General features: G+C 66.5%; 19 protein-coding genes. 4 read left to right on the top strand and 15 right to left on the bottom strand.

What is annotated here, in order from left to right:
* The first annotated feature begins 105 nt into the window (after nt 1–105).
* Nucleotides 106–1,128 carry an MBL fold metallo-hydrolase gene (locus tag WEG36_04600; GenBank protein MEX1256881.1) on the top strand — a complete coding sequence of 341 codons (1,023 nt, stop codon included), beginning with the start codon at nt 106–108 and terminating at the stop codon, nt 1,126–1,128.
* 60 nt (nt 1,129–1,188) lie between these two features.
* On the opposite strand, the gene WEG36_04595 is transcribed toward WEG36_04600, so the two are convergent.
* The 12 genes from WEG36_04595 to WEG36_04540 all read right to left on the bottom strand — a co-directional run bounded on the left by WEG36_04595 (nt 1,189) and on the right by WEG36_04540 (nt 11,737).
* The gene (locus tag WEG36_04595; protein ID MEX1256880.1) at nt 1,189–2,628 is read right to left on the bottom strand and encodes an MATE family efflux transporter; all 1,440 of its coding nucleotides are present in this window, start codon (nt 2,626–2,628) and stop codon (nt 1,189–1,191) included.
* Nucleotides 2,629–2,671: 43 nt separating this feature from the next.
* Nucleotides 2,672–3,748 carry an alpha/beta hydrolase-fold protein gene (locus WEG36_04590; GenBank protein ID MEX1256879.1) on the bottom strand — a complete coding sequence of 359 codons (1,077 nt, stop codon included), beginning with the start codon at nt 3,746–3,748 and terminating at the stop codon, nt 2,672–2,674.
* 4 nt (nt 3,749–3,752) lie between these two features.
* Nucleotides 3,753–4,757: a hypothetical protein gene (locus WEG36_04585; GenBank protein MEX1256878.1), complete on the bottom strand. Its 1,005-nt coding sequence runs from the start codon at nt 4,755–4,757 to the stop codon at nt 3,753–3,755.
* Nucleotides 4,758–4,929: 172 nt separating this feature from the next.
* A complete protein-coding gene (locus WEG36_04580) occupies nt 4,930–5,148 on the bottom strand; it encodes a hypothetical protein (protein MEX1256877.1) in 219 nt (72 codons plus the stop codon).
* Nucleotides 5,149–5,182: 34 nt separating this feature from the next.
* Complete coding sequence (locus tag WEG36_04575) at nt 5,183–5,626, bottom strand: hypothetical protein (protein MEX1256876.1); 444 nt, start codon at nt 5,624–5,626, stop codon at nt 5,183–5,185.
* A 115-nt stretch (nt 5,627–5,741) separates the two neighbouring features.
* Nucleotides 5,742–6,407 carry a hypothetical protein gene (locus tag WEG36_04570; GenBank protein MEX1256875.1) on the bottom strand — a complete coding sequence of 222 codons (666 nt, stop codon included), beginning with the start codon at nt 6,405–6,407 and terminating at the stop codon, nt 5,742–5,744.
* A gap of 164 nt (nt 6,408–6,571) precedes the next feature.
* A complete protein-coding gene (locus tag WEG36_04565; GenBank protein ID MEX1256874.1) occupies nt 6,572–7,654 on the bottom strand; it encodes an HTTM domain-containing protein in 1,083 nt (360 codons plus the stop codon).
* Complete coding sequence (locus WEG36_04560; protein MEX1256873.1) at nt 7,647–7,820, bottom strand: hypothetical protein; 174 nt, start codon at nt 7,818–7,820, stop codon at nt 7,647–7,649. Before WEG36_04560 ends, WEG36_04565 begins: the two co-directional genes overlap by 8 nt.
* Nucleotides 7,821–8,117: 297 nt before the next feature.
* On the bottom strand, nt 8,118–9,299 hold the full coding sequence (locus tag WEG36_04555; GenBank protein ID MEX1256872.1) for a serine hydrolase domain-containing protein: 1,182 nt from the start codon (nt 9,297–9,299) through the stop codon (nt 8,118–8,120).
* Nucleotides 9,300–9,492: 193 nt separating this feature from the next.
* On the bottom strand, nt 9,493–9,915 hold the full coding sequence (locus WEG36_04550) for a PGPGW domain-containing protein (GenBank protein MEX1256871.1): 423 nt from the start codon (nt 9,913–9,915) through the stop codon (nt 9,493–9,495).
* Between the two features lie 62 nt (nt 9,916–9,977).
* Complete coding sequence (locus tag WEG36_04545) at nt 9,978–10,121, bottom strand: hypothetical protein (GenBank protein MEX1256870.1); 144 nt, start codon at nt 10,119–10,121, stop codon at nt 9,978–9,980.
* Nucleotides 10,122–10,345: 224 nt separating this feature from the next.
* The gene (locus WEG36_04540) at nt 10,346–11,737 is read right to left on the bottom strand and encodes a hypothetical protein (protein ID MEX1256869.1); all 1,392 of its coding nucleotides are present in this window, start codon (nt 11,735–11,737) and stop codon (nt 10,346–10,348) included.
* A gap of 248 nt (nt 11,738–11,985) precedes the next feature.
* Between WEG36_04540 and WEG36_04535 the strand changes: the two genes are divergently transcribed.
* Both WEG36_04535 and WEG36_04530 read left to right on the top strand, forming a co-directional pair.
* A complete protein-coding gene (locus tag WEG36_04535; GenBank protein ID MEX1256868.1) occupies nt 11,986–12,696 on the top strand; it encodes a HupE/UreJ family protein in 711 nt (236 codons plus the stop codon).
* A gap of 7 nt (nt 12,697–12,703) precedes the next feature.
* A complete protein-coding gene (locus tag WEG36_04530) occupies nt 12,704–13,378 on the top strand; it encodes a hypothetical protein (protein ID MEX1256867.1) in 675 nt (224 codons plus the stop codon).
* Between the two features lie 22 nt (nt 13,379–13,400).
* Here the strand turns inward: WEG36_04530 and WEG36_04525 are convergent, their stop codons facing one another.
* A complete protein-coding gene (locus WEG36_04525) occupies nt 13,401–14,831 on the bottom strand; it encodes a carboxypeptidase-like regulatory domain-containing protein (GenBank protein ID MEX1256866.1) in 1,431 nt (476 codons plus the stop codon).
* Nucleotides 14,815–15,324 carry a sigma-70 family RNA polymerase sigma factor gene (locus WEG36_04520; protein ID MEX1256865.1) on the bottom strand — a complete coding sequence of 170 codons (510 nt, stop codon included), beginning with the start codon at nt 15,322–15,324 and terminating at the stop codon, nt 14,815–14,817. Before WEG36_04520 ends, WEG36_04525 begins: the two co-directional genes overlap by 17 nt.
* A 197-nt stretch (nt 15,325–15,521) precedes the next feature.
* Between WEG36_04520 and WEG36_04515 the strand changes: the two genes are divergently transcribed.
* Entirely contained in the window at nt 15,522–17,495 is a 1,974-nt protein-coding gene (locus WEG36_04515) for a von Willebrand factor type A domain-containing protein (GenBank protein MEX1256864.1), read from the top strand.
* 73 nt (nt 17,496–17,568) lie between these two features.
* Here the strand turns inward: WEG36_04515 and WEG36_04510 are convergent, their stop codons facing one another.
* Entirely contained in the window at nt 17,569–18,795 is a 1,227-nt protein-coding gene (locus WEG36_04510; protein MEX1256863.1) for a cytochrome c peroxidase, read from the bottom strand.
* Nucleotides 18,796–18,801 lie beyond the last annotated feature (6 nt).

The raw sequence follows: 18,801 nt of genomic DNA, 5'->3' as shown, positions 1-18,801 counted from the left end.
CGCGGAACACGCGGCGACTGGTCATTCCGAGGTGAGCGCCTCACATTGGTCCGAATCCGACTTCATCCGACCGCGGCCGAATCCTCTTCTCCCTTGGAAAAGTTCATGCCGATGAGGACGCTTCCGATGGTGACCCTCACCGCCCTCCTTCTGGCAGTGGCCACCTTCTCGACCGGGGCGGCCGCGCAGGCCCCGAATGAAACGATCCTCGCCCGCTTGGAGGCTGCACGGACGGCGGCTGGGCAGGAACATGCTCCGCTCTTCGCGGGGACTTGCGCCGTGCCGATCCGGACGGTGGGCGCCGCGCCGGCCGTGGACGAGGTGCCGCCCGCTCTCCCCTCGCTCGACCCGGATCGCTCCTGGTATACCGAGCCCGTGCGGGTCTTCGACAATCTCTACTTCTTAGGACAGACCGCGTATTCAGTCTGGGGCGTCCGGACCTCGGAGGGGATCGTCCTGATTGATGCGATCTTCGACTATTCGGTGGAGGCGGAGGTCATCGACGGGCTCCGAAAGCTGGGGATCGACCCGGCCGAGATCCGAACCGTGATCGTCAGCCATGCGCACGGAGACCATTCGGGCGGGGCGGGGATCCTCCAGCGGCACGGGGCGCGGGTCGTCATGTCCGAAGCCGACTGGGAGCTCTATGAGCGCACGAGCTCGGACTCCGTGACGGCAACGCGCGACATCGTGGCCACGGATGGGATGGAGCTCACGGTGGGGGACACGACGCTCCGCCTTTACCTGACGCCCGGCCACACGCTCGGCACGATATCCACGGTTTTTCCGGTGCGAGACGGAGACGAGCCTCATATGGCCGCGGTCTGGGGCGGGACCCTCTTCAACTTTCGCGACACGCCCGCGGATCCCCGCGACCGGCGTCTCCAGATGTATGAAGAATCCGCTGCCCGGTTTCGGGAGATCGCGCGCGGCGCCGGGGTGGATGTGATCCTCTCGAACCACACGCGATACGACGCTTCGACGGTGAAGATGCCGATCCTGGCGCAGAGGCGGTCCGGGGATCCGCACCCGTACGTCATCGGGGCGGTCGGCGTGAGCCGGTTCCTGACCGTCGCGCACGAGTGCGCGATAGCGACCCGCCTCTCGGAGCAAGCGGCACCCAACTGACGCGGCTGGGGGGGGGTAAAGGGTTCGGGCGGCGCGGAGGCGCCTCCCCGCCGCGGTTTCCTAACCTTCCTCCGTGACCTCTTCGATCCGGGCCTCATCCCGAACGATTCTCACGAGGGTCGCCTCGTCATTCAGAACCCGCCGAATCCAGGTCCCTCGCAGGAACCAACCGACGGCGATGAGCGCCGCGATCACATTCGAAATCGGAAAGGACCAGAAGACCCCTTCGGGTCCGAGGCCTGCGGGGATCGAGAGGACCCAGGCGACCGGGAATCGCAGGATCCAAAATGAGATCAGAGAAAGAGCCATGGCGGCCATGGTGTTGCCGGCGCCCGCGAGCGCCCCGCTCATCACCATTTGCACGCCGAAAAATCCGAAGGAGAGCGCCATGATGTGCATGAAGCGTTCGCCAACCGCGATCACCTCGGGCTCGCCCGGCACGAACGCGCGCACCACCGGACCGGCGAAAATGAAGAGGAGGAGGCCCGCCGCGCTGAGGCCGAGGAAGCCGGCGAGCATCCCGCTTCGAGCCGCCGATTCCGCCCGGTCGTTTTGCCTCGCCCCGACGTTTTGGCCCACGACGGTCGAAGTCGCCATCGAAAGGCCCATCGCAGGGATGATCACGAAAGAAAGAATGCGGGAGCCGATCCCGTAGGAAGCGATCGCGATCGTTCCGAAGGAGGCGACCAGGAGCATCATGACGGCGATCCCGAGTGCCCGCGTGGACTGCTCCACTGAAGAGGGGATGCCGAGGCGAAAAATCGTCCGCACGACGCCGCCGTCCGGGATGAGGTGACGAAGCCGAAGGTGCACGCCGTACCGGCCGCTGAAGAGGATCGCGATCCCCGTGGCACCCGCGAGCCCTTGTGCCACGATCGTCGCCCAGGCGGCACCCACCACGCCCATCTCGGGAAAGGGGCCCAGCCCCAAAATCAGGATCGGGTCGAGGAAGAAGTTGAGCACGACCGTCGAGGCGACCACGATCATCGGCGTCTTCACGTCTCCAACGCCGCGCAGCAACGCCTGGAAGACGAAGTAGATGAAAACCGCGACCAGGCCGGCGAAGGAGATCTTCAGGTAATCCACCGCCATCTGAGAGACCCCCGGCTCGGGGCCGAAGAGGGCGATGACGGGACCGGCCGTAAGGAAGCCCGCGAGGGAGAGCGCGGCGGAGACCACGCCCACGACGACCAGTGTCTGCCCGGCGGAGTGGTCCACGGCTTCCTGGTTCCCCGCCCCGAATGTCTGTGCAACGAGGACGGCCCCGGCGATCGCCAATCCTCCACCCGCGGAGGTCAGAAAAAAGAGGATCGGGAAAGAGAGGGAAACGGCAGCCACCGCCTCGGCGCCGAGCCGACCGACCCAGAAGGTGTCAATCAGCTGGTACAGGGTCTGGAAGACATTCGTCGCGACCGTCGGGACGGCGAGGCGAACGAGCGCTCCCAGGATGGGACCCTGGGTGGTGTCTCCGACCGGGCGAATCCCTTGAGCGCGAGTCACGCGCCGATTCCGATGAAAGAACCTGCCGGTGGGGAGATGTCGGTCAGCGTCCTGTAGTCGTCGCTGCGAGTTGCTCCGAGAAGAACGGAAGCACGTTCGACTGGAATCGGGCGCGCACTCGGTTCGTGTGTGTCCCCTCGTACTCCTCGAACGAGTGCCCGATTTCGAGCCGGGTGAGGGCCGCGTCCAGGTCGTGGTTGGCCGCACCGAGCGGATCCGCGTCGCCCACGTCCATCGCGATCGCGGAGTAACGCTTCAGGTTGGGCACGTACTGATCCACCATGACGAGCGGTGAGTGGGCCACCCACTTCGCCGCGATCTCGGGTCGAAAGACGCCGTCCTCGTTGTAGAGGTCGAAATACCGCGGCGGATTTTGCGGGTTAGGTGCCCAGGCCGCGGCCTGAGCGAAGAGGGCGTTCGAGAAGCCGCCGCCACGCCCGGCCGGGGCCGGCGCACCGGCATCGGGCGCCGCCGCGCCCCGCCCCTGAGCAGGCGACGGGTTGTTCATGAGACAACACGAGCTCATCGCGTAGAGCACGGAAAACACCTCGGGATGCTTCATCCCGATCCGCATGGTTCCGTATCCGCCCATGGAGTGTCCCGACAGGCCGCGGCTCTCCCGTTCCGGGATGGTCCGGTAGTGGCTGTCAATGTAAGCGACGAGGTCGTGGGCCACGTAGCCCTCCCAATTCCCCGTGGTGGGCGAGTTCGAGTACATGCTTCCGCTGTAGATCGTGAAGGCGTCCGGGAGGACCAGGATCATCTCCTCCGCGCCGGCAGCGATCGCGAGGTCCGCCGACCCCGGAAGGCCGGTGAGGCCTACGTAGGTCTCGACCCCGACCGTATATCCATGCAAGAAATAGACGACCGGAAAGTGGCGGGTGGGCTCAGCCGCGTAACTCGAAGGGAGATATACGACGACATCCCGCGTGGGATCGTCCCCGGCGAGATTCCCTTCGAGCGACGTGCCGTAGACCCGGATCCGCTCGAGAGTCCCGGCCCGGACCGGCGCTCCGTCGGGCGCCGACTGAGCCGTGAGAGCCGGCGCTCCGGCCGCGCAGGAAGCGATCGCGACTGCGAACGCGAAGTGCGCCCGCCGGAGTCCTGACCCCCTCTTCAACCCCTCACCGTCCCGCGGACAGCATCACGGGCTCTCCCTCCACGCCGCTCATCGCCTCGCTCACCACGGCGTTCCACGCGATTCCCTGGAGGAGCCGCTCGCGCGCCGCGGACGTGGGATCGGACGGATCCACGAGCGCCGTCATCCCCACCGGGGATTGCCGGTACATCGAGGCGAACCAGACGTACGAGACGAGGTTTCGAATCGGGACATTCGGGTGTCCCATTCCGTCCACGAAGATCTCCGACTGAAGCTCGATCCCAGGGACGTTTCCCCGCACGACTTCCTGGCGGAGACGGTAAACGGCGAATGATGAGGGAACTACGTAGGTCATCTGGCGCCCCGCCCGCTCGTTGATGCCGGCGAGCTGGGTGCGCATCCGCTCGAGATAACCGCCCGGGGCGTCGAGGCGGTCCATCCATCCCTGGATCGTCTCGACGGTGGCGCTGTTGTGATCTTCGTTGGTGAATCCGGCGGCACCCGTTCCGCCCACGCTTCCCGTCGTTCCGTTTCCGTCCCACGCGGACCAAGAGTTCTGCACGAGGATCCGACCCTGTGGATTGGTCTCGATCATGAGGTCACCGAAGAGGTCGATTCCTTCTTCGGGCATAAGAGCATTGGGAGACATGGTGAAGACGTCCACTCCTCCGGCCCGGAGCGCGACCTTCGCCAGATTCTGGCCGTCGTCGCCGTTCCCCTGGTTCCAGTGCTGCATTGGTGTGGAACCGCCGATCATCTGAATTCCGAGGCTTGCGTGTCCCTCGAGGCCGGCTTCGGCCGCCAGAAGATCGAGGGGGCCCGGTTCACTGGTTCTCCGGTTGGGCCCGATGAAGACGTTGAAGCTGTGAGTGGCCATGAAGTACTGCTGGCCCGTTGTGATCGCAGCGGTCGACTCCTGCGCTGCTGCCGGAGCGCTTCCGGCCGAAAAAAAGCCGGACGCGAGAAGCGCCAGGACGAAAACCGTCCGTGCGCCCGCTCGATGCCACCTGGCGAAACGACCGAGCTTCATGGGCTTCCTCCTGGATGCTCCAGGGCGTGGCCCCGGGGGCGAGGTGTGGAGGGGATAATCTGCGTACTCTGAGTCCAGATATTCAAGCTAGGCCGCGACTTATCCCGGGGCAAGAAGTCTCCGCTCGCCCGGCGATTTAGCGGTCTCCCTGGCGCCATACGGGCCGTGTCTTCTAAGGGAAGTTCCACCGCACGCGGGATTCCGCCGTCGTCGCGAGGACGCTTTCATCCGAGTCGGAGTCGTCCCCGACATCCAGCCACTCGTGTCCGACCTCCCCTCCCGGGCTGAATCGAGGCTTCAGGAAAAACTCACCGCCCACCACGCCGGCCACCCAGAGGTTCGTGTTCGAATCGTCATCGTCCACGCCGGGGCCCTCGACCGAGTCCGACACGCGTACGACGCCGAATTAAGCCGCGCGAGAGAGGCTAGAAGTAGATGTACATCCCGTACGCCACTCCGACGACGCCTCCCGCCATCAGCAGCGTCCCCACGTCGTCACCGACGATGGCGCCCCCCACGACCAGCGCGGATCCCGCGATGATCCAGGGGAGCCCCGAGCGATTCCGGGCCTGGGCGACGGCCACGGTGGCCGAAGAGAAGCGCTCGCCACGCTCGATTTCGCGGAGCGTGTTGGAGAGGAAGTCTCCCTCCTCCGTCCAGCGGGCCGTGACGGGCCCGGTTGAGGGAAAGGTCGCGGCGGGACTCCACCTCGGAGTCCGGGAAGCCTCGGTCATCGGCTCTCCCTCCGTGGCGGTCGCAAGCGCGAGCGTCACCGGCCCCGATTGAGCCACGAGCGGTTGGTGATTCACCGAGGTCAACGCGGCAAGCGCCAACCCCAGGCTCAGAAAAATTCGCGCACTCCTATCCATGACCGTTCCTCCGTGGAAGGGACGTAGAAAAGTGTGAGTGGACACCGCCCGATGCGCACGCGCCGGCCGCGTAGGGCGCCCTCGGCCTCGCGGGCGCCCCGCCAGGCGTGGGCTGTCAGTCGAGCTCGATGGGTTCGTCGAGAGCGATCGTTACGGTCGCGCCCTCGCCGATTCGGGCGTGTCCCGAGTCGGTCGTGACGGCGAAGACGGTACCGGCCACGGCACCTGCGCCGGCCCCGATCACCGCGGCTTCGCGGTCCCGCCCGAGCACACGCCCGAGCAGGGCGCCGGCGGCTGCCCCGACCGCGATCTTCGCCGCAGTCTCCCCGCCGGAGTCGCGAGCCTCCTGACTCATGGACGCCTCGACGACCGTCGCCGCAAATGGCCTCGTTTCACCGCCCACCTCGAGCGATTCGAGCCGAAGCTCGAGCACTGCCGGTTCTTCAGAGCTCGGGCTCTCGCGGGCAAAGGCGACTACGCCATTCGCTCGCGCGCCCGCCGGGACGAGGATTTCCCCGGAGGGGGACCGCACGTCTCCGACGAGAGTCGCGGAGAAGCGGTCTCCCGTGGCATTGGACTCCGTCGAGAGTGCCTGCGTCAGGCGAAACGTCATCTGAGTGCCCGCCGGCACCATCGGTACGGCCTCCCGCGCCATCTCCTCGGACAGCGCTTCGCCTTCGGGATTATCGGCGGACTCGGCAGGTCCGCACCCCGTCACGACGGCGAGGGCCAGAAGACTCCCCAGGAAAAAAGGCGAGAGAAGTGTCTTCATGCGAGCCATGTTGGGTCTCCTGTTCGATTTCGTTGGGAGTTCGAGATCCCGAATCCGCCGTGCCCGAAACCATGCAGCAACCGTGCCTTCGTTCTTCCGCAACGGTTTTCGCGGCTCCTCGGTTCGGCCATCGGCACCAACTTCCCCCCCCGGCGGGGAATCCTTTCCCGGGGTCAGACCAGCCGTGCGGTGGGTTCGGGGCGGACTCGGGAGAACGGAACGCTCTTTTCTCGTGCGAGGCCGCTGCCAAAGGTGCGGACGCCTGGAAGGGCGAGGTACGGGGCGATGAAACATCCCCCTGGGAGGACGGCGATGATTTCTAGGATCGCATCCATCCCCGCGCGGATGCGCCAGCCGGGGAGGAAGAGGTGCAGCGCCGCCTCGGCTTCACCGGGTTGTTTGCCGATCACCTCGTATCTCCGCTCCTCGCTTCTGCGAGCGAAGCGGAGGGCGCCGAACAGGTCCACTTTTCGGAGGAGGGATATCCGGCGCCGCCAGACCTCGGACCGGTCGTCCCAGATCACGAGCCGTCCGCCTTCCGGAACGTTGAGGAAACTCGCGAAGAGCACGAGCATGATCGCCGTGAAAATGAGGATTCCCACGACCTGCGCCGGGTCCTGCGACACGAAGGGCATCACGGCGTGCAGCGGGAGTACCAGCGCGAACGCCAAGGATCGCAAGCGCTCGGACCATACGGCGAGCCCGATGAAGATCTCGGCCGCGACCGTGGCGAGAGAGAGGAAGAGGAGGAGAGAGGAGAAGTCGGGAACGGGGAGAACCGAGTTCTCGAAGTGGTAGCCCAGCGTAGAGCCGCTCAGGAACTCCCCGTTGATTTTCGCGATTCCGGCGAAGAGGTAGACGATCGAGAGTTGGGCCCGCATGAGAAAAAGCGGCCACCCGGGAACCGGTCCGCTCCCCTGCGGACGGATCGCGTATTGGCGTTCGCAGTCGCTCAGTGCCACCAGGAGGAGTACAAGGGCGAGCAGATAGAGATGGTTCGCATAAAATCCCTGAAAGAGCAGATAAGCGGCAAGCGCGACGAGCCCGCCTGCGGCGCGCCGGGCATGCCACCCGATGGCCACGGCGAAGGAAAGCGCCATCCACGGGAGCATGACCGCGGCGGGAGGCGCCGCGAATGCGACGAGCGTCAATCCCTTGAGCAACGCCAGAAGGCCGACCGCCACCCGAATCGTTGCGATCAGCCTCGGGTTGGCGTCGAAGTCCACGAGATCGCCCCACAGCGCGGAGTTATTCATCGCTTTCGGCGCTTTCGGCCGGAATCCGGGAGAACATCTGCCAGCTGAACCGGAAGGGATGTCCGAGGAGGTGGCTGGCGTAGAGTCCGGACAGTGGCACAACGGTTTGTGCCAGGAGGAAAAAGGCGATGAACACGCCTCTGAGCCACCTTCGCGGAGCCGTCATCCCTGGGAATCGCTCGTGTAAGTGCCCGGGCGCACCGGAAAAAGGTGCGGATTTCCCCTCTGCGGGCTGGGAAAGATGCAGGGGGCGTGCCCGCGCGGCCGAAGTGGCACCGGCGAGCCGGACGCGAAGGAGGGAATTCCTTGTCCTACCGTCCTTGTCCCGTGTGGGGCGCGGCCATCACCTCACGGTTTGGGCCGTGAGCTGGGGGGGGCGCCCTCCAGCGGGCCGGCAAAGGATGCTCAACCGACCCCGGCGAGGGGCATCATGGACTTTTGGGATGCATCCCCCTGGCCAGAGTCATAGCGCCTCTCTCACGGCCTCGGCGAAGGCGTAAACGCGACCATAGAGGGCGGATGCCTGCGGCCAGGCTCCGTGGGTCACGATCACGAGGTCCTCGGCGGGATCCACCCAGATCACCTGTCCGAAGATCCCGATCGCGGCGAAGGCGCCCTCTCCGCGGAGCCACCAGAGGTAGCCGTACCCGGGGTTCGCCTGTGACGGCGTCAGCGATGCCTCCATCCATCCATCCGCGAGCACCTGCTCGCCGGTCGGGAGGACGCCGCCGCGCATGGCGAAGAGTCCCAGGCGCCCGTAGTCCCTCAGGGTCGCGCTGAAACAACAACCTCCGTGTTCGCCCCCGTCCGGCTCGACCAGCATCCAGTTGCCGTCTGCCTCCATTCCCAATGGACGCCAGATCTTCTGCGAGAGATAGGTGGCGAGGTTGTTTCCGATCGCGGCTCTGAGCACCGTTCCGAGGAGGTGCGTCTCGGCGCTGTTGTAATTGAAGCGCGCTCCGGGCGCGGCGACCCGCTCCCGCGCGCCTAGCCCATGCAGCTGTTCCAGCGTCGGCATCGTAAGGGAGCGGTTGAAATTCGTGTCGAGCGCATTGTAGCCGTCCGTCCACTCGACCCCGGAGGCCATCTGGAGCGCGTCCCGGAGGGTGACCGCCTCGTAAACCGTTCCCTCCAGCACCGGGAGGTAATCGGCGACGGAATCTTCGAGGTCCCGGATGTAACCGTCGCGGAGGGCCGCCCCCATGAGGAGGGAAACGACGGACTTGGAAATCGAATACGAGACCCAGAGGCTCGCGGCGGTATTGCCCAGGGCGTAACGCTCGAGGGCGATTTCCCCGTTCTTCAGCACGAGCAGGCCGGCGATCCTCGTGTCCTCGATGAAGCGGTCGAGGTCGTAAGTCTCTCCGCCCGCTTCGAAGGAGAAAGAGGAGAAGTCGGCCGAACGGGAGGGGAGGGGGAGCGGGTCGCTTCCGGCCTCGATAGTCCGCGTAGGAAAGATTTCGGGAAGGTTGCGGTAGGCCGCGACCTGACGGTCTCCCCGCCACAGGATGAGACTGTCGGGTGGCCCGAATGCCGCCTCGCCGCGAGTCACCGGGGGCGAGGGTGCCTCCCCCGCCGATCCCAGGCAGGCCGAGGCAAAAGTGACGAGACCGACGGTAAGCAGTCGGATCATCCGGTTGCGCATGGCAACTCCTCCGCATGGGGGTGCTCGCAAGGGACCCGCGGGACGAGCCGGCTCGGTGTCGCGGTGGACGCCTGTCCAGAGGCGCCTCGGGCCGCGTCCGATCGGGGGACTCCCGGCACATTCTCGGAGCGGAGGGCGCACTTCGCCACCCCCGCGGGCCGTGCGGGACTTCCCGTGTCCATGTCGCGAGTGACTACCGCGTGAACAGGCGCCCGGCCACGACGGCCGCCCCGGCCATGAAGGTGACGGCCCCCAGGACGACGAGTGCCCGCCCGGTGGCGGATCCCTCGTCCCACATTCGGCACCAAAGCCTTCGGAGTGCGACCTCCGTCCGGTCCAGAAGGGCGGCGAAGGTGCGGAACTCCGTGGCGAGGAGCCCGACCCCCACGATGGAGATGAAGCCGCCGGGGCCGGGAAGCCATCCGATAGCCAGGCCGCCGACAACGAGCAACGCCCCCACGGCGGCGATGGCCCAGGGCCATTCCCCTTCGCCCGACGTCCGGCGTTCCCTGCGCTGTTTGTGAGCGTCTCGGAACCGCCTTCCGGGTTCGCCTTCCTTCAGCGCACGACAACTTGCGCGAATCGTGCCCGAGACGCCGCCTCTCTGAGTCTTCATTGATTCCAGCCCCTTCGCCGGTACCCTCTAGCGGGCCGGACGCCGGATTTGGCCCGCTCCGGTCAAAGAGCGTCGTCGATCTCGTCTTCGATCTCTTCGAGGCCCTCTTCGATCTCCTCGCCGATGGTGTCGTCGTCCCCGGGGCACCCCGCCAGAATCATGGGGAACGTCGCGAGAACGAGGACTTGAAGAAGTCTCTTCCACATGGAGCCACCTCCGAATCGAATCACAGTTCAACCGGACTGCGATCACGAGTCCTTGCACAATGCGTTCCGGGGAGAATTCCGCGGAATGGAGCCATTCCCGACGTCAGGGGCAGGGAGAATCGCCCCGCCTCCCGGCCAAAGCGGCCCGTTGGGCGTGAGGCTGCCCCGCAGAGTCGAGCGCGACGAGGGGAGCGGGGGCGATTCCGTGCCCGGGGACCCCTTCCTCAGTCGAAGTCCCCGCCCCCGCCGCCGAAGTTCCGGCTGTCGAAGCGGTTGTTCACGACGTTGTTGAAGATCGAGCCGAATTCGTAGCTGATTCCGACGAAGAGCTCATAGCTCTTGCCGGTCGGCCGCTCGAAGCGGCCGAGCAGGATATCCTCGTCGGAAAGCCCTTCTCGCGAAAGGAAGATCTGGTCCTCAATGAAGTTGACGTTCCCTCCGACTTCCAAGTTCAGCCCCCGAAAGATTCGGAACTCGAGGTCGCCGGAGAGCGACACGCTCCAGAGTCCCAGGTCGTGGAGGAACTGGCTCCCGTCCACGGAGACGCGGGACGAGCCCCAAGGCTGCCGCTGGAAGAGCTGGAGCGTGAGCTGATGCTGGGGACGCGTCTCCTCCGTCTCGAAAAAGACAGTCTCTTCCTCCCAGAGATAGTGCTGGAGGCGGAGATCGTACCGCGCGGTGAGGGACTGGCGCGGAGCGTCCACGTAAGGAAAGAAGCTGTATTCGACTGCGGCTGCGACGTCGGCGCCGAAGTCCTGGTTCAGGCGCGTGGAGGCACCCGCCCCGCCAATCAGGCCCAACGACCAGTGGTCCGCCAGGGCACGCACGAGGAGGAAGTCCGTGCTCCAGTTGGTCCGCTCGTCCACGATGAGATTCCCATTCTGGAGTTCGCGCTCGTCCCGGCTCATGCTCCCTTCCGCCTCGAACTCGAATCTCCAGACCGCGGTCGTGCGGGTCGCTTCGAAGGAACCGCTGAGCTCGTGCTCCCGCTCCGTGTCCTCCCCCTGCAGCTCGCCATCGGCACCGATCTCGAAGACCCAGAAGTTCCAGGGGTCGTTGACCTGGTTCCCGCTCACGAGCTCGTCGATTCCGAGGTCGAAGTCATCGGCGGGTTCGATCGTATACGCCGCCGGCTGTCCGATCGCCGCCGAGTACCGGGCGAGACCGGCGGCGATGACGGACGTGAGCGCCGAAAGGATCTCCTCCTCGGTGTCGGTGGAGAGACTCGTGAGGGGGAGCGTGTCGTTGTCCCCATCCAGCTCCTGGAGTCCGATGAATTCGAGCGCATACACGTTTCCACCGCCGCCGGTCTGATTGCTGGTGATGATCAGGTGGACCTGCGCCAGGGTGCGATCCCGCACCCAGTTCACGAATCCAATCTCTGTGCGGAAGAAGTCTGAGTCGCAGGGAAAGGTGTTGCAGTCGAGGAAGACACGGAGAGCGTCCGCGCGGACTTCGTTCCCCGGGTCCTGCGCCAAGGCTGTGCATGGAAGGAGCAGCAGGAAGCCGAGGAGAAGAACTCGGCGGGCCGGGGCCAGGCCGCACGGGACGGGGCACGATCCGTCTCCGCAAATGGATGGAGGAGTGCTCGTGCGGCTGGACGTCCCCTTTCGCATGTGATCGCCTCGTGTGCGGCCTCTTCGGGGAGCCTCCTCGGATCTGAAAGGTAGGCGACCGAGTGGTCGTGCGGACCGACGCCGTGTGCGGACTAATTGCGGATCTTGTGAACTGCCGGTCCGCGCCAGGTGCGGGCAGGAGCGCGAACGGGAGCTTGGACCGTTCTTGCATCGCGGGCGTCTCGTTGAGACACTGGAGGCGGCCGGGCACCGCGGAAGCGGGCAGGCTTCACCGTGGCGGAGGGCGAATGGCGGGAGAGGATGGTCGAGCCAGGGTCGCGGCGTGCGCACTCACGCTGGTCGCTTTGGCCCTGTTCCCCGAAGGAGCGGCGGCGCACGGCGTCGCGCAGGACGACGCAGCTTTCTTCCTTTCAAACGACGGTCCCGCGATCGGGCCGTTCATGTATCTCGGTGCCAAGCACATGTTCACCGGATACGACCATCTCCTCTTCCTAGTCGGCGTCCTCTTTTTCCTTTACCGACTGAGGGACGTGGTCGGATACGTGAGCCTCTTCACGATCGGTCACAGCGTGACCCTCCTGGCCGGAGTGCTCGGGGGGATTCGCGCCGATCCCCACGTCGTGGACGCCATTATCGGGCTTTCCGTGGCGTACAAGGCCTTCGACAACATGGATGGATTCGGAAGATTCTTCGGCCGCCAACCCAACACGAAGGCCGCGGTGCTCGTGTTCGGGCTTTTCCACGGCTTCGGACTCGCGACGACACTTCAGGACTACACACTTTCCGAAGACGGGCTGATCACGAACATGCTGAGCTTCAACGTGGGTGTGGAGCTCGGGCAGATCTTCGCGCTTCTGGGTGTATTGATCGTGTTGAGCTACTGGAGGACACGCGAGGGTTTCTTGAGGCACGCCTTTGTCACGAACACTCTTCTCATGGCGGGGGGATTCCTTCTGATGGGGTATCAGATCGCGGGAATTTTCCTGGCCGCGTCATGAGGCATCCATGACAAGCGCAATGGACGCACCCTCCGGGGCACGAAAGCCTCCTTCCCGCGCGAAGATCCTCTTTGCGGTCATCTTCGCGTTCGTTCTGGCCGGGGTCGTGCTCGTGGCGATCGTCCTCCCCGCGGAATACGGAGTGGACCCGCTGGGGACGGGGGACGCGCTCGGACTCATCGTGCTCTCGGACCCGACGGCCGTGGACATTCCCTTGCGCTCGGACGGGCTGACGGCGCAACCGGTCGGGTACGGGGTGGATCGAAGGGTCTTCGAAATCGGACCGGATTCCTTCATGGAATACAAGTATCGGCTTGGAGCGGGGGAGGCGATGGTTTATTCGTGGGTCGCCACCGGCCCGGTCCGTTCGGAGATGCACAGCGAGGCGGATGGGGCACCGGCGGGGACCGCGGAGTTCTTCGAGGTGCTCGAGTCGGCGTCGGAGGCACACGGGAGCTACCTGGCGCCATTCCCGGGCGACCATGGCTGGTATTGGCTGAACGAGGGTGACGCCGCGGTCACCGTGACCTTGTACGCGGCGGGATTCTTCGACGACTCCATCGAATACCGGCCACAAGCGAACCCCCTTCTGCGGCGAATGGAGGAGACCCCGGCGGAGCTCTATCCCGAGGCGGGAAGAGCGACGGAGCCCGCGCCCGAGGCCGCCCCGCCCCCGATCTGAGTGGCCCCCCCGGAGCCCGCGGCTAACGGATGTGCTCGAGGAGCGCTCGTACGGTGTCCGCGGGGAGGGACCCGGCGCCCGTAATCCGCATTTCTCCGACGATCAGCGTGACCGTCCCGGTCGCGAGAGCGGCCGAACCCGGCTCGGTCGACTCGGCCGCTCGCACCTGGACGAGAGTCAACAAGCCGTAGGGATGCTCCTGGACCACGCGGACCGCTCGAGCGCCGTCCAGCCGGCCGATCTCCACCTCGACCACCGGAAGGTCCGGGACGAAGACGATGGGGGCGCCAAAGGTCCGGGCCGCCTCGTCGAGGTCCGCGGGAATCCAGGATGACACGGCCACCGGGATCCGCTCCCCGTTGTTGAGGTTGATTTGTACGTCGGCGATCCCCCCCTGGAGGTTCTCTACCGGGTTCCCCGCCACCGCCACCGGCATCGTCTCCCGCGTCACGGGGGCGATGGAAATCGGCGATCGGGCGCCTTCAACGGGGTCCACGAGCCCGGTGGCCACGATCTCCTGGAGGGCGAGCAACGCCGGCTCTAGCTCGACGTCGGCCCAGACCGAGTCGTTCGCGGCCGCCAAGTCGAGCTGGGCGACGCGGTAGCCCAGGCGCTGGGCGGTGAGTCGGATCGGTTCCGCGGTGTCCCGTAGCGAAGCGGGGAGGTCCAGAGCGAAGGAGCCGTCCGAATCGGTCACCGCCCCGGTTCCCGTGCCCGGGACGTAGACCTGAACGGCGGCGAGGGGTTCGCCGTCCGGATTCGTCACCCGCCCGCGGAGGGCGAGCGAACCCGACGTAGCCCGAGGAGGCGGGAGGTCGGAGATCGCCCCCTGGTCGGCGCGCGCGGCGTCGCCATCGAAGACCGTCGGCGCGATGGTGAGGTCGGTGGGAGCGGCGTCCGCCACCCGATCCTCGGTCCAGGCCGCCGCCTCTTCAGCAAGGGCCACCCGCGCCTGAGAGGGAAGTAGTGCGGGCGCGGCGGCTTCCACTCGGGGCTCGGTGGGCGCCGGCAGGGCGATTTCGACGCCGGGGGGGGCCGACTCGGCGGGGGCTGCGGCCAGACGCGCTCCCTCGGCCCCCGGGGCTCCGGACCCGCCGGCCGCTTCTCCCCCTGGAACCAACCCCCGGCCAAACCACCCGAGCCCCAGTGCGAGCGCGATGCTCGCCGCCCACCCAAGGGGGATCCAGGGGCGCCGGCGCGGAGCTGACGCCGCGCCCCCAACGCCGGCCGCCCGCGCCTGAATCTCCGAAAAGGCGGGCGGCACCACGGAGGGCGCCGCTCCGGCAAGGATGGCCGCCGAGCGCCCTGCGAGGCTACGCGCCTCGTCCAGACGGCGGGCACAGGCCGGGCAGGCACCGAGGTGCGCCGCGATCTCGGCGAATTCGGCCGATGTAAGTCCCGACCGGTCCCGGTCGAGCCAGGCGTGAAGCGTCCCTTCATCCAAGTGCTGCATGGGTTCCCCCGATGGAATCGTGCGATTCGACGAGCCGTTTCCGCGCTCGTGCCAACGTCGTGCCCACCGCGCCCGCGGCGAGTCCCGTCTGCTCGGCGATCTCCGCGTAACTGAGCCCGGCGTCCCAGAGGAGCAAAATGTCGCGGTCCCTCTCGGCGAGTCCCTCGAGGGCCTGCCGCACCCGCTCGGATTCTTCGCGGGCTTCGAGCTCGGCCACCGGCGTGGGCGAAGCCTCACTCGCTCCTTCGGTCTCGGTCCGGAGGAGGGCGAGATGCTTCTTCCGCCGGACCACCGCGCGGGCCTCGTCGCGCGCGAGATTCCCCGCGACGTGGAAGATCCACGCCCGGGGGTTTTCGGGCTCCTGGCCGAGCGCCCTCAGGAACGCTTCCTGGGCGAGCTCTTCGGCCCGGTCCTCGTCCCAGATCTTCCGCGCGAGAAAACGCACGACGTCCTGGTACGAAGCCCGGTACACCGTTTCCCAGTCGGTCTTCACAAGCGGTTCCGACGGTTCATGGAGACCCGTTCCGACCTCGGGGATTTTCTACCCTTCGCAAGATAGGACGAACGAGGGACGAATTCCTGCACATCGGGGGCCAGACCGAGAGGGCATGTGCAAGGGAGGGAGGGTCCGGCGTCATGGGGGACGGTGGGCAGAGGGCCGGCGGCAACCAGGAACCCAGGAGATCTCCGATGAAACCCGTGATCCGAGCCGGTACCATGCTTCTCCTTCTCCTCCTCGCCTTCGTTACGCGGGGCGCGACCCATCCATCCGCCCTCGGCGAAGAGGTGACCTTCGCCGGCCGCGTCCTGAACGACGCTTCCGGGGACCCGGTCACCGGCGCTCAGGTGTCGATCCCAGGCACTCGGCTTGGGACGGTCACCGGCTCCGCCGGCGAATACGCACTCACGGTGCCTCGCGATGTCGTCCCTGCCACCGGCGTGACCCTTCGGGTGATGCGGCTCGGATTCCAGGTGGCCGAGTTCGTCGTCGTGGCGGACGACGCATTCGTCTCCACCGACCTGAGGATCAAGCCCACCGTCCTCGCGCTCCAGGAAATCGTGGCGACCGGACAGGTGGATCCGGTCACGGGCGTCCGGTCGCCGATGGAGGTGCGCGCCTCCGTCGCCGCCGTGGGGTCGGGCGCGGCGGTCGGTTCGACGGACTTCCGTGATCGGATCGGCGCCCTGCCGCCTCCGCCCGACCGCGATTGGAATCGCGAGCAGTACGACCACATCGTGGAGAACGTCTTCCTCGATCCCATTGGAAATCCCCTTTCGACCTTCTCCATCGACGTGGATCGGGCGTCTTACAGCAATGTGCGGCGCTTCCTGCACGAGGGGCGGCTCCCGCCGGTAGACGCGGTCCGGCTCGAGGAGCTCGTCAACTACTTCCCCTACGAATACGAGCGTCCGGAGGGTGACGAACCCTTCGCGGTGACGACGGAGCTGGGCCGGGCGCCCTGGCGCGACGGACACCTCCTGCTTCGGATCGGCATCGCTAGCCCGGCGATCGAAACGGAGTCCCTTCCCCCGAACAACCTCGTCTTCCTCCTCGACGTCTCGGGTTCGATGAACTCGCCGGACAAGCTTCCGTTGGTGAAACGGTCCCTCCGACTTCTGGTGAACGAGCTTCGCCCCGACGACCGTGTCGCGATCGTCGTGTACGCGGGAGCGGCCGGACTCGTCCTCCCTTCGACGCCCGGGGCCAGGAAGAGCGAGATTCTCGAAGCGATCGAGCGGATGGAGGCGGGCGGCTCCACGGCTGGCGGCGCGGGGCTCAGGCTCGCCTACGAGGTGGCGCGAGAATACCACATGGAGAGCGGCAACAACCGGATCATCCTCGCCACCGATGGCGACTTCAACGTCGGCGAGTCGAGCGACTCCGAAATGATCCGCCTCGTCGAGGAGCGGCGGAGCCAGGGGACCTACCTGACCGTCCTCGGCTTCGGGACGGGAAACCTGCAGAGCGAGAAGATGCAGAAGCTCGCGCAGCACGGGAACGGAAATTACGCCTACATCGACTCACTGCTTGAGGCGCGGAAGGTGCTTGTCAGTGAGATGGGCGGAACGCTCCTCACCGTCGCACAGGACGTGAAGCTCCAGATCGAGTTCAATCCGGAGCGAGTCCAGGGGTATCGCCTCATCGGGTATGAAAACCGCCTTCTCGCCGCGGAAGACTTCAACGACGACGCGCGTGACGCGGGCGAGCTCGGTGCGGGGCACACCGTGACCGCGCTCTACGAGATCGTTCCGGTGGGTGTGGAAAGCGAGGTCGAGATTGGGGGAACCGATCCCTTGCGTTACCGCGATCCGGCGAGCGTCGCGCGAACGTCGGAAGGCGCGGAAGTCGCCTTTGTCCGGGTCCGTTACAAGTTGCCGGGCGAAGACGAGAGCTCTCTCCTCGAGCATCCGGTGGGTCCCCGGGTGAGCCGGCCGTCCGCCGACTTCAACTTCGCGGCGGCCGTCGCCGGATTCGGGATGATCCTCAGGGATTCCGAGCACCGCGGATCGGCGACTTCCGATCAGCTCCTCACCCTGGCGCGGAATGGCTTGGGAGAGGACCGCGACGGGTATCGCGTGGAGTTCGTTCGGGTGATGGAGCGCTACCAGGTCATCGCCGGGGAGCGGGAAGCGGGGCCGGACGAGCCGTCGGGGCGCTTCTAATCGGGGTACCCCCAAGAGGGGCGGGACGAAAACCGGGGCGGCCCGCGACGGGCCGCCCCGGCTATTCTTTTCGTCAGTCCCGCGACGCGATGGCTCCGCCCGGCGGAAGCCCACTCGGGACCCGCCCGGGGATCGTGCGGTCGAATCCGGGATCGGTGAGGGCGCCCAGGAAGGCGATGATGTCCGCCATCTCGCGGTCGTTCATGTTGCGCACGCGGCGGAAATCACCATCCAGCGTGGCGAGCCGCACGCCGGAGTTGCCTGCATCGTCGTCGCCGCGGTTCCGTCGGTTCCCGACGTTCGGATTTTCCGACTGTCCCCGGTCGTAAAAGGCGAGCACGTCCTCGAGCGTGGCGAGCATCCCGTTGTGCATGTAAGGCGCGGTCAGGGCGACGTTTCTGAGCGACGGCGTTCGAAAGCGGAAACGACGGCCGCCTTCGTCGGGAGCGGCCAGCAGCGGATTTTCCGCCACACCCTCGGCATGCAGATCGAAGTCGGAGAGCATCGGACCGTCGTGGCACTGGGTGCACCGCGCGTCGTCGAAGGCCCCGAGTCCGCGGCGCTCCTGTTCGGTCAGGGCGCCGAGTTCACCGGCCTGGTAGCGGTCGAACGGAGAGTCTACGGCTACCAGGGTGCGCTCGAAGGCGGCGATGGCCCGTGCGACCTGGTCGGCGGTGACCACGATCTCCGAGGGAAACGCCTCCTGGAAAAGGGCGACGTACTCGGGGATGGCCCGCAGCCGTGCGACGACCGAATCCACGGCGACGTCCTCGGAAAAGGCGTCACCCCGCATCTCTTCCCGGACCTTGAGCGGTTCCAGGGCTTGGGCCTCGAGGCTCCGTACGCGACTGTCCCAGAACATCGGCGCTCGCTCGGGCCTCAGCTCGACCATGGCGGCTGCGATCTGGCCGAACTCGTCCCGTTGCCCCTGCGGGCCTCGGCCCACGCGATCGTCGAGCCCGTTCATCGCCGCGTTGAGGAGAGTGGGCGCGTTTCGCGGGACCACAGGAATCGCGCTTCCCGGCGCACGGGTCCGGGTCGGACCCAAGCCAACGGACTCGGTGCCGAGGGAGAGGTCCCTCCCGTCCGTGTAAGCGAGATCGGGGTGGTGGCAGGTGGCGCAGGCTACGTCCATCGGACCCGAGAGGATCGGATCCCAGAAAAGGAGGCGGCCGAGCTCTTCGGGAGTGATGGCGGGCGCGGAGTCGTCGGGGAAGGCATCCGCGGCGGGAGCCGCGGAGAGGGCCACCGCGAGCAAGGCAATCGCGAGCGGGAGCGTGAGGGAGGGTGACCGTCTCATCGGACC

The sequence above is a fragment of the Gemmatimonadota bacterium genome (genome assembly GCA_040882465.1).
Taxonomy (GTDB): Bacteria; Gemmatimonadota; Gemmatimonadetes; order Longimicrobiales; family Gaopeijiaceae; genus JBBEBG01.
The sequence above is the reverse complement of the archived record's forward strand: the minus strand, read 5'-3'. Positions and strand labels throughout refer to the sequence as shown.

Coding starts and splice junctions, on each gene's coding strand:
- WEG36_04600 (MEX1256881.1), top strand. CDS start 106: ATGCCGATGAGGACGCTTCCGATGGTGACCCTCACCGCCCTCCTTCTG.
- WEG36_04585 (MEX1256878.1), bottom strand. CDS start 4,757: ATGAAGCTCGGTCGTTTCGCCAGGTGGCATCGAGCGGGCGCACGGACG.
- WEG36_04575 (MEX1256876.1), bottom strand. CDS start 5,626: ATGGATAGGAGTGCGCGAATTTTTCTGAGCCTGGGGTTGGCGCTTGCC.
- WEG36_04570 (MEX1256875.1), bottom strand. CDS start 6,407: ATGGCTCGCATGAAGACACTTCTCTCGCCTTTTTTCCTGGGGAGTCTT.
- WEG36_04565 (MEX1256874.1), bottom strand. CDS start 7,654: ATGAATAACTCCGCGCTGTGGGGCGATCTCGTGGACTTCGACGCCAAC.
- WEG36_04560 (MEX1256873.1), bottom strand. CDS start 7,820: ATGACGGCTCCGCGAAGGTGGCTCAGAGGCGTGTTCATCGCCTTTTTC.
- WEG36_04555 (MEX1256872.1), bottom strand. CDS start 9,299: ATGCGCAACCGGATGATCCGACTGCTTACCGTCGGTCTCGTCACTTTT.
- WEG36_04550 (MEX1256871.1), bottom strand. CDS start 9,915: ATGAAGACTCAGAGAGGCGGCGTCTCGGGCACGATTCGCGCAAGTTGT.
- WEG36_04545 (MEX1256870.1), bottom strand. CDS start 10,121: ATGTGGAAGAGACTTCTTCAAGTCCTCGTTCTCGCGACGTTCCCCATG.
- WEG36_04540 (MEX1256869.1), bottom strand. CDS start 11,737: ATGCGAAAGGGGACGTCCAGCCGCACGAGCACTCCTCCATCCATTTGC.
- WEG36_04535 (MEX1256868.1), top strand. CDS start 11,986: ATGGCGGGAGAGGATGGTCGAGCCAGGGTCGCGGCGTGCGCACTCACG.
- WEG36_04530 (MEX1256867.1), top strand. CDS start 12,704: ATGACAAGCGCAATGGACGCACCCTCCGGGGCACGAAAGCCTCCTTCC.
- WEG36_04525 (MEX1256866.1), bottom strand. CDS start 14,831: ATGCAGCACTTGGATGAAGGGACGCTTCACGCCTGGCTCGACCGGGAC.
- WEG36_04515 (MEX1256864.1), top strand. CDS start 15,522: ATGAAACCCGTGATCCGAGCCGGTACCATGCTTCTCCTTCTCCTCCTC.
- WEG36_04510 (MEX1256863.1), bottom strand. CDS start 18,795: ATGAGACGGTCACCCTCCCTCACGCTCCCGCTCGCGATTGCCTTGCTC.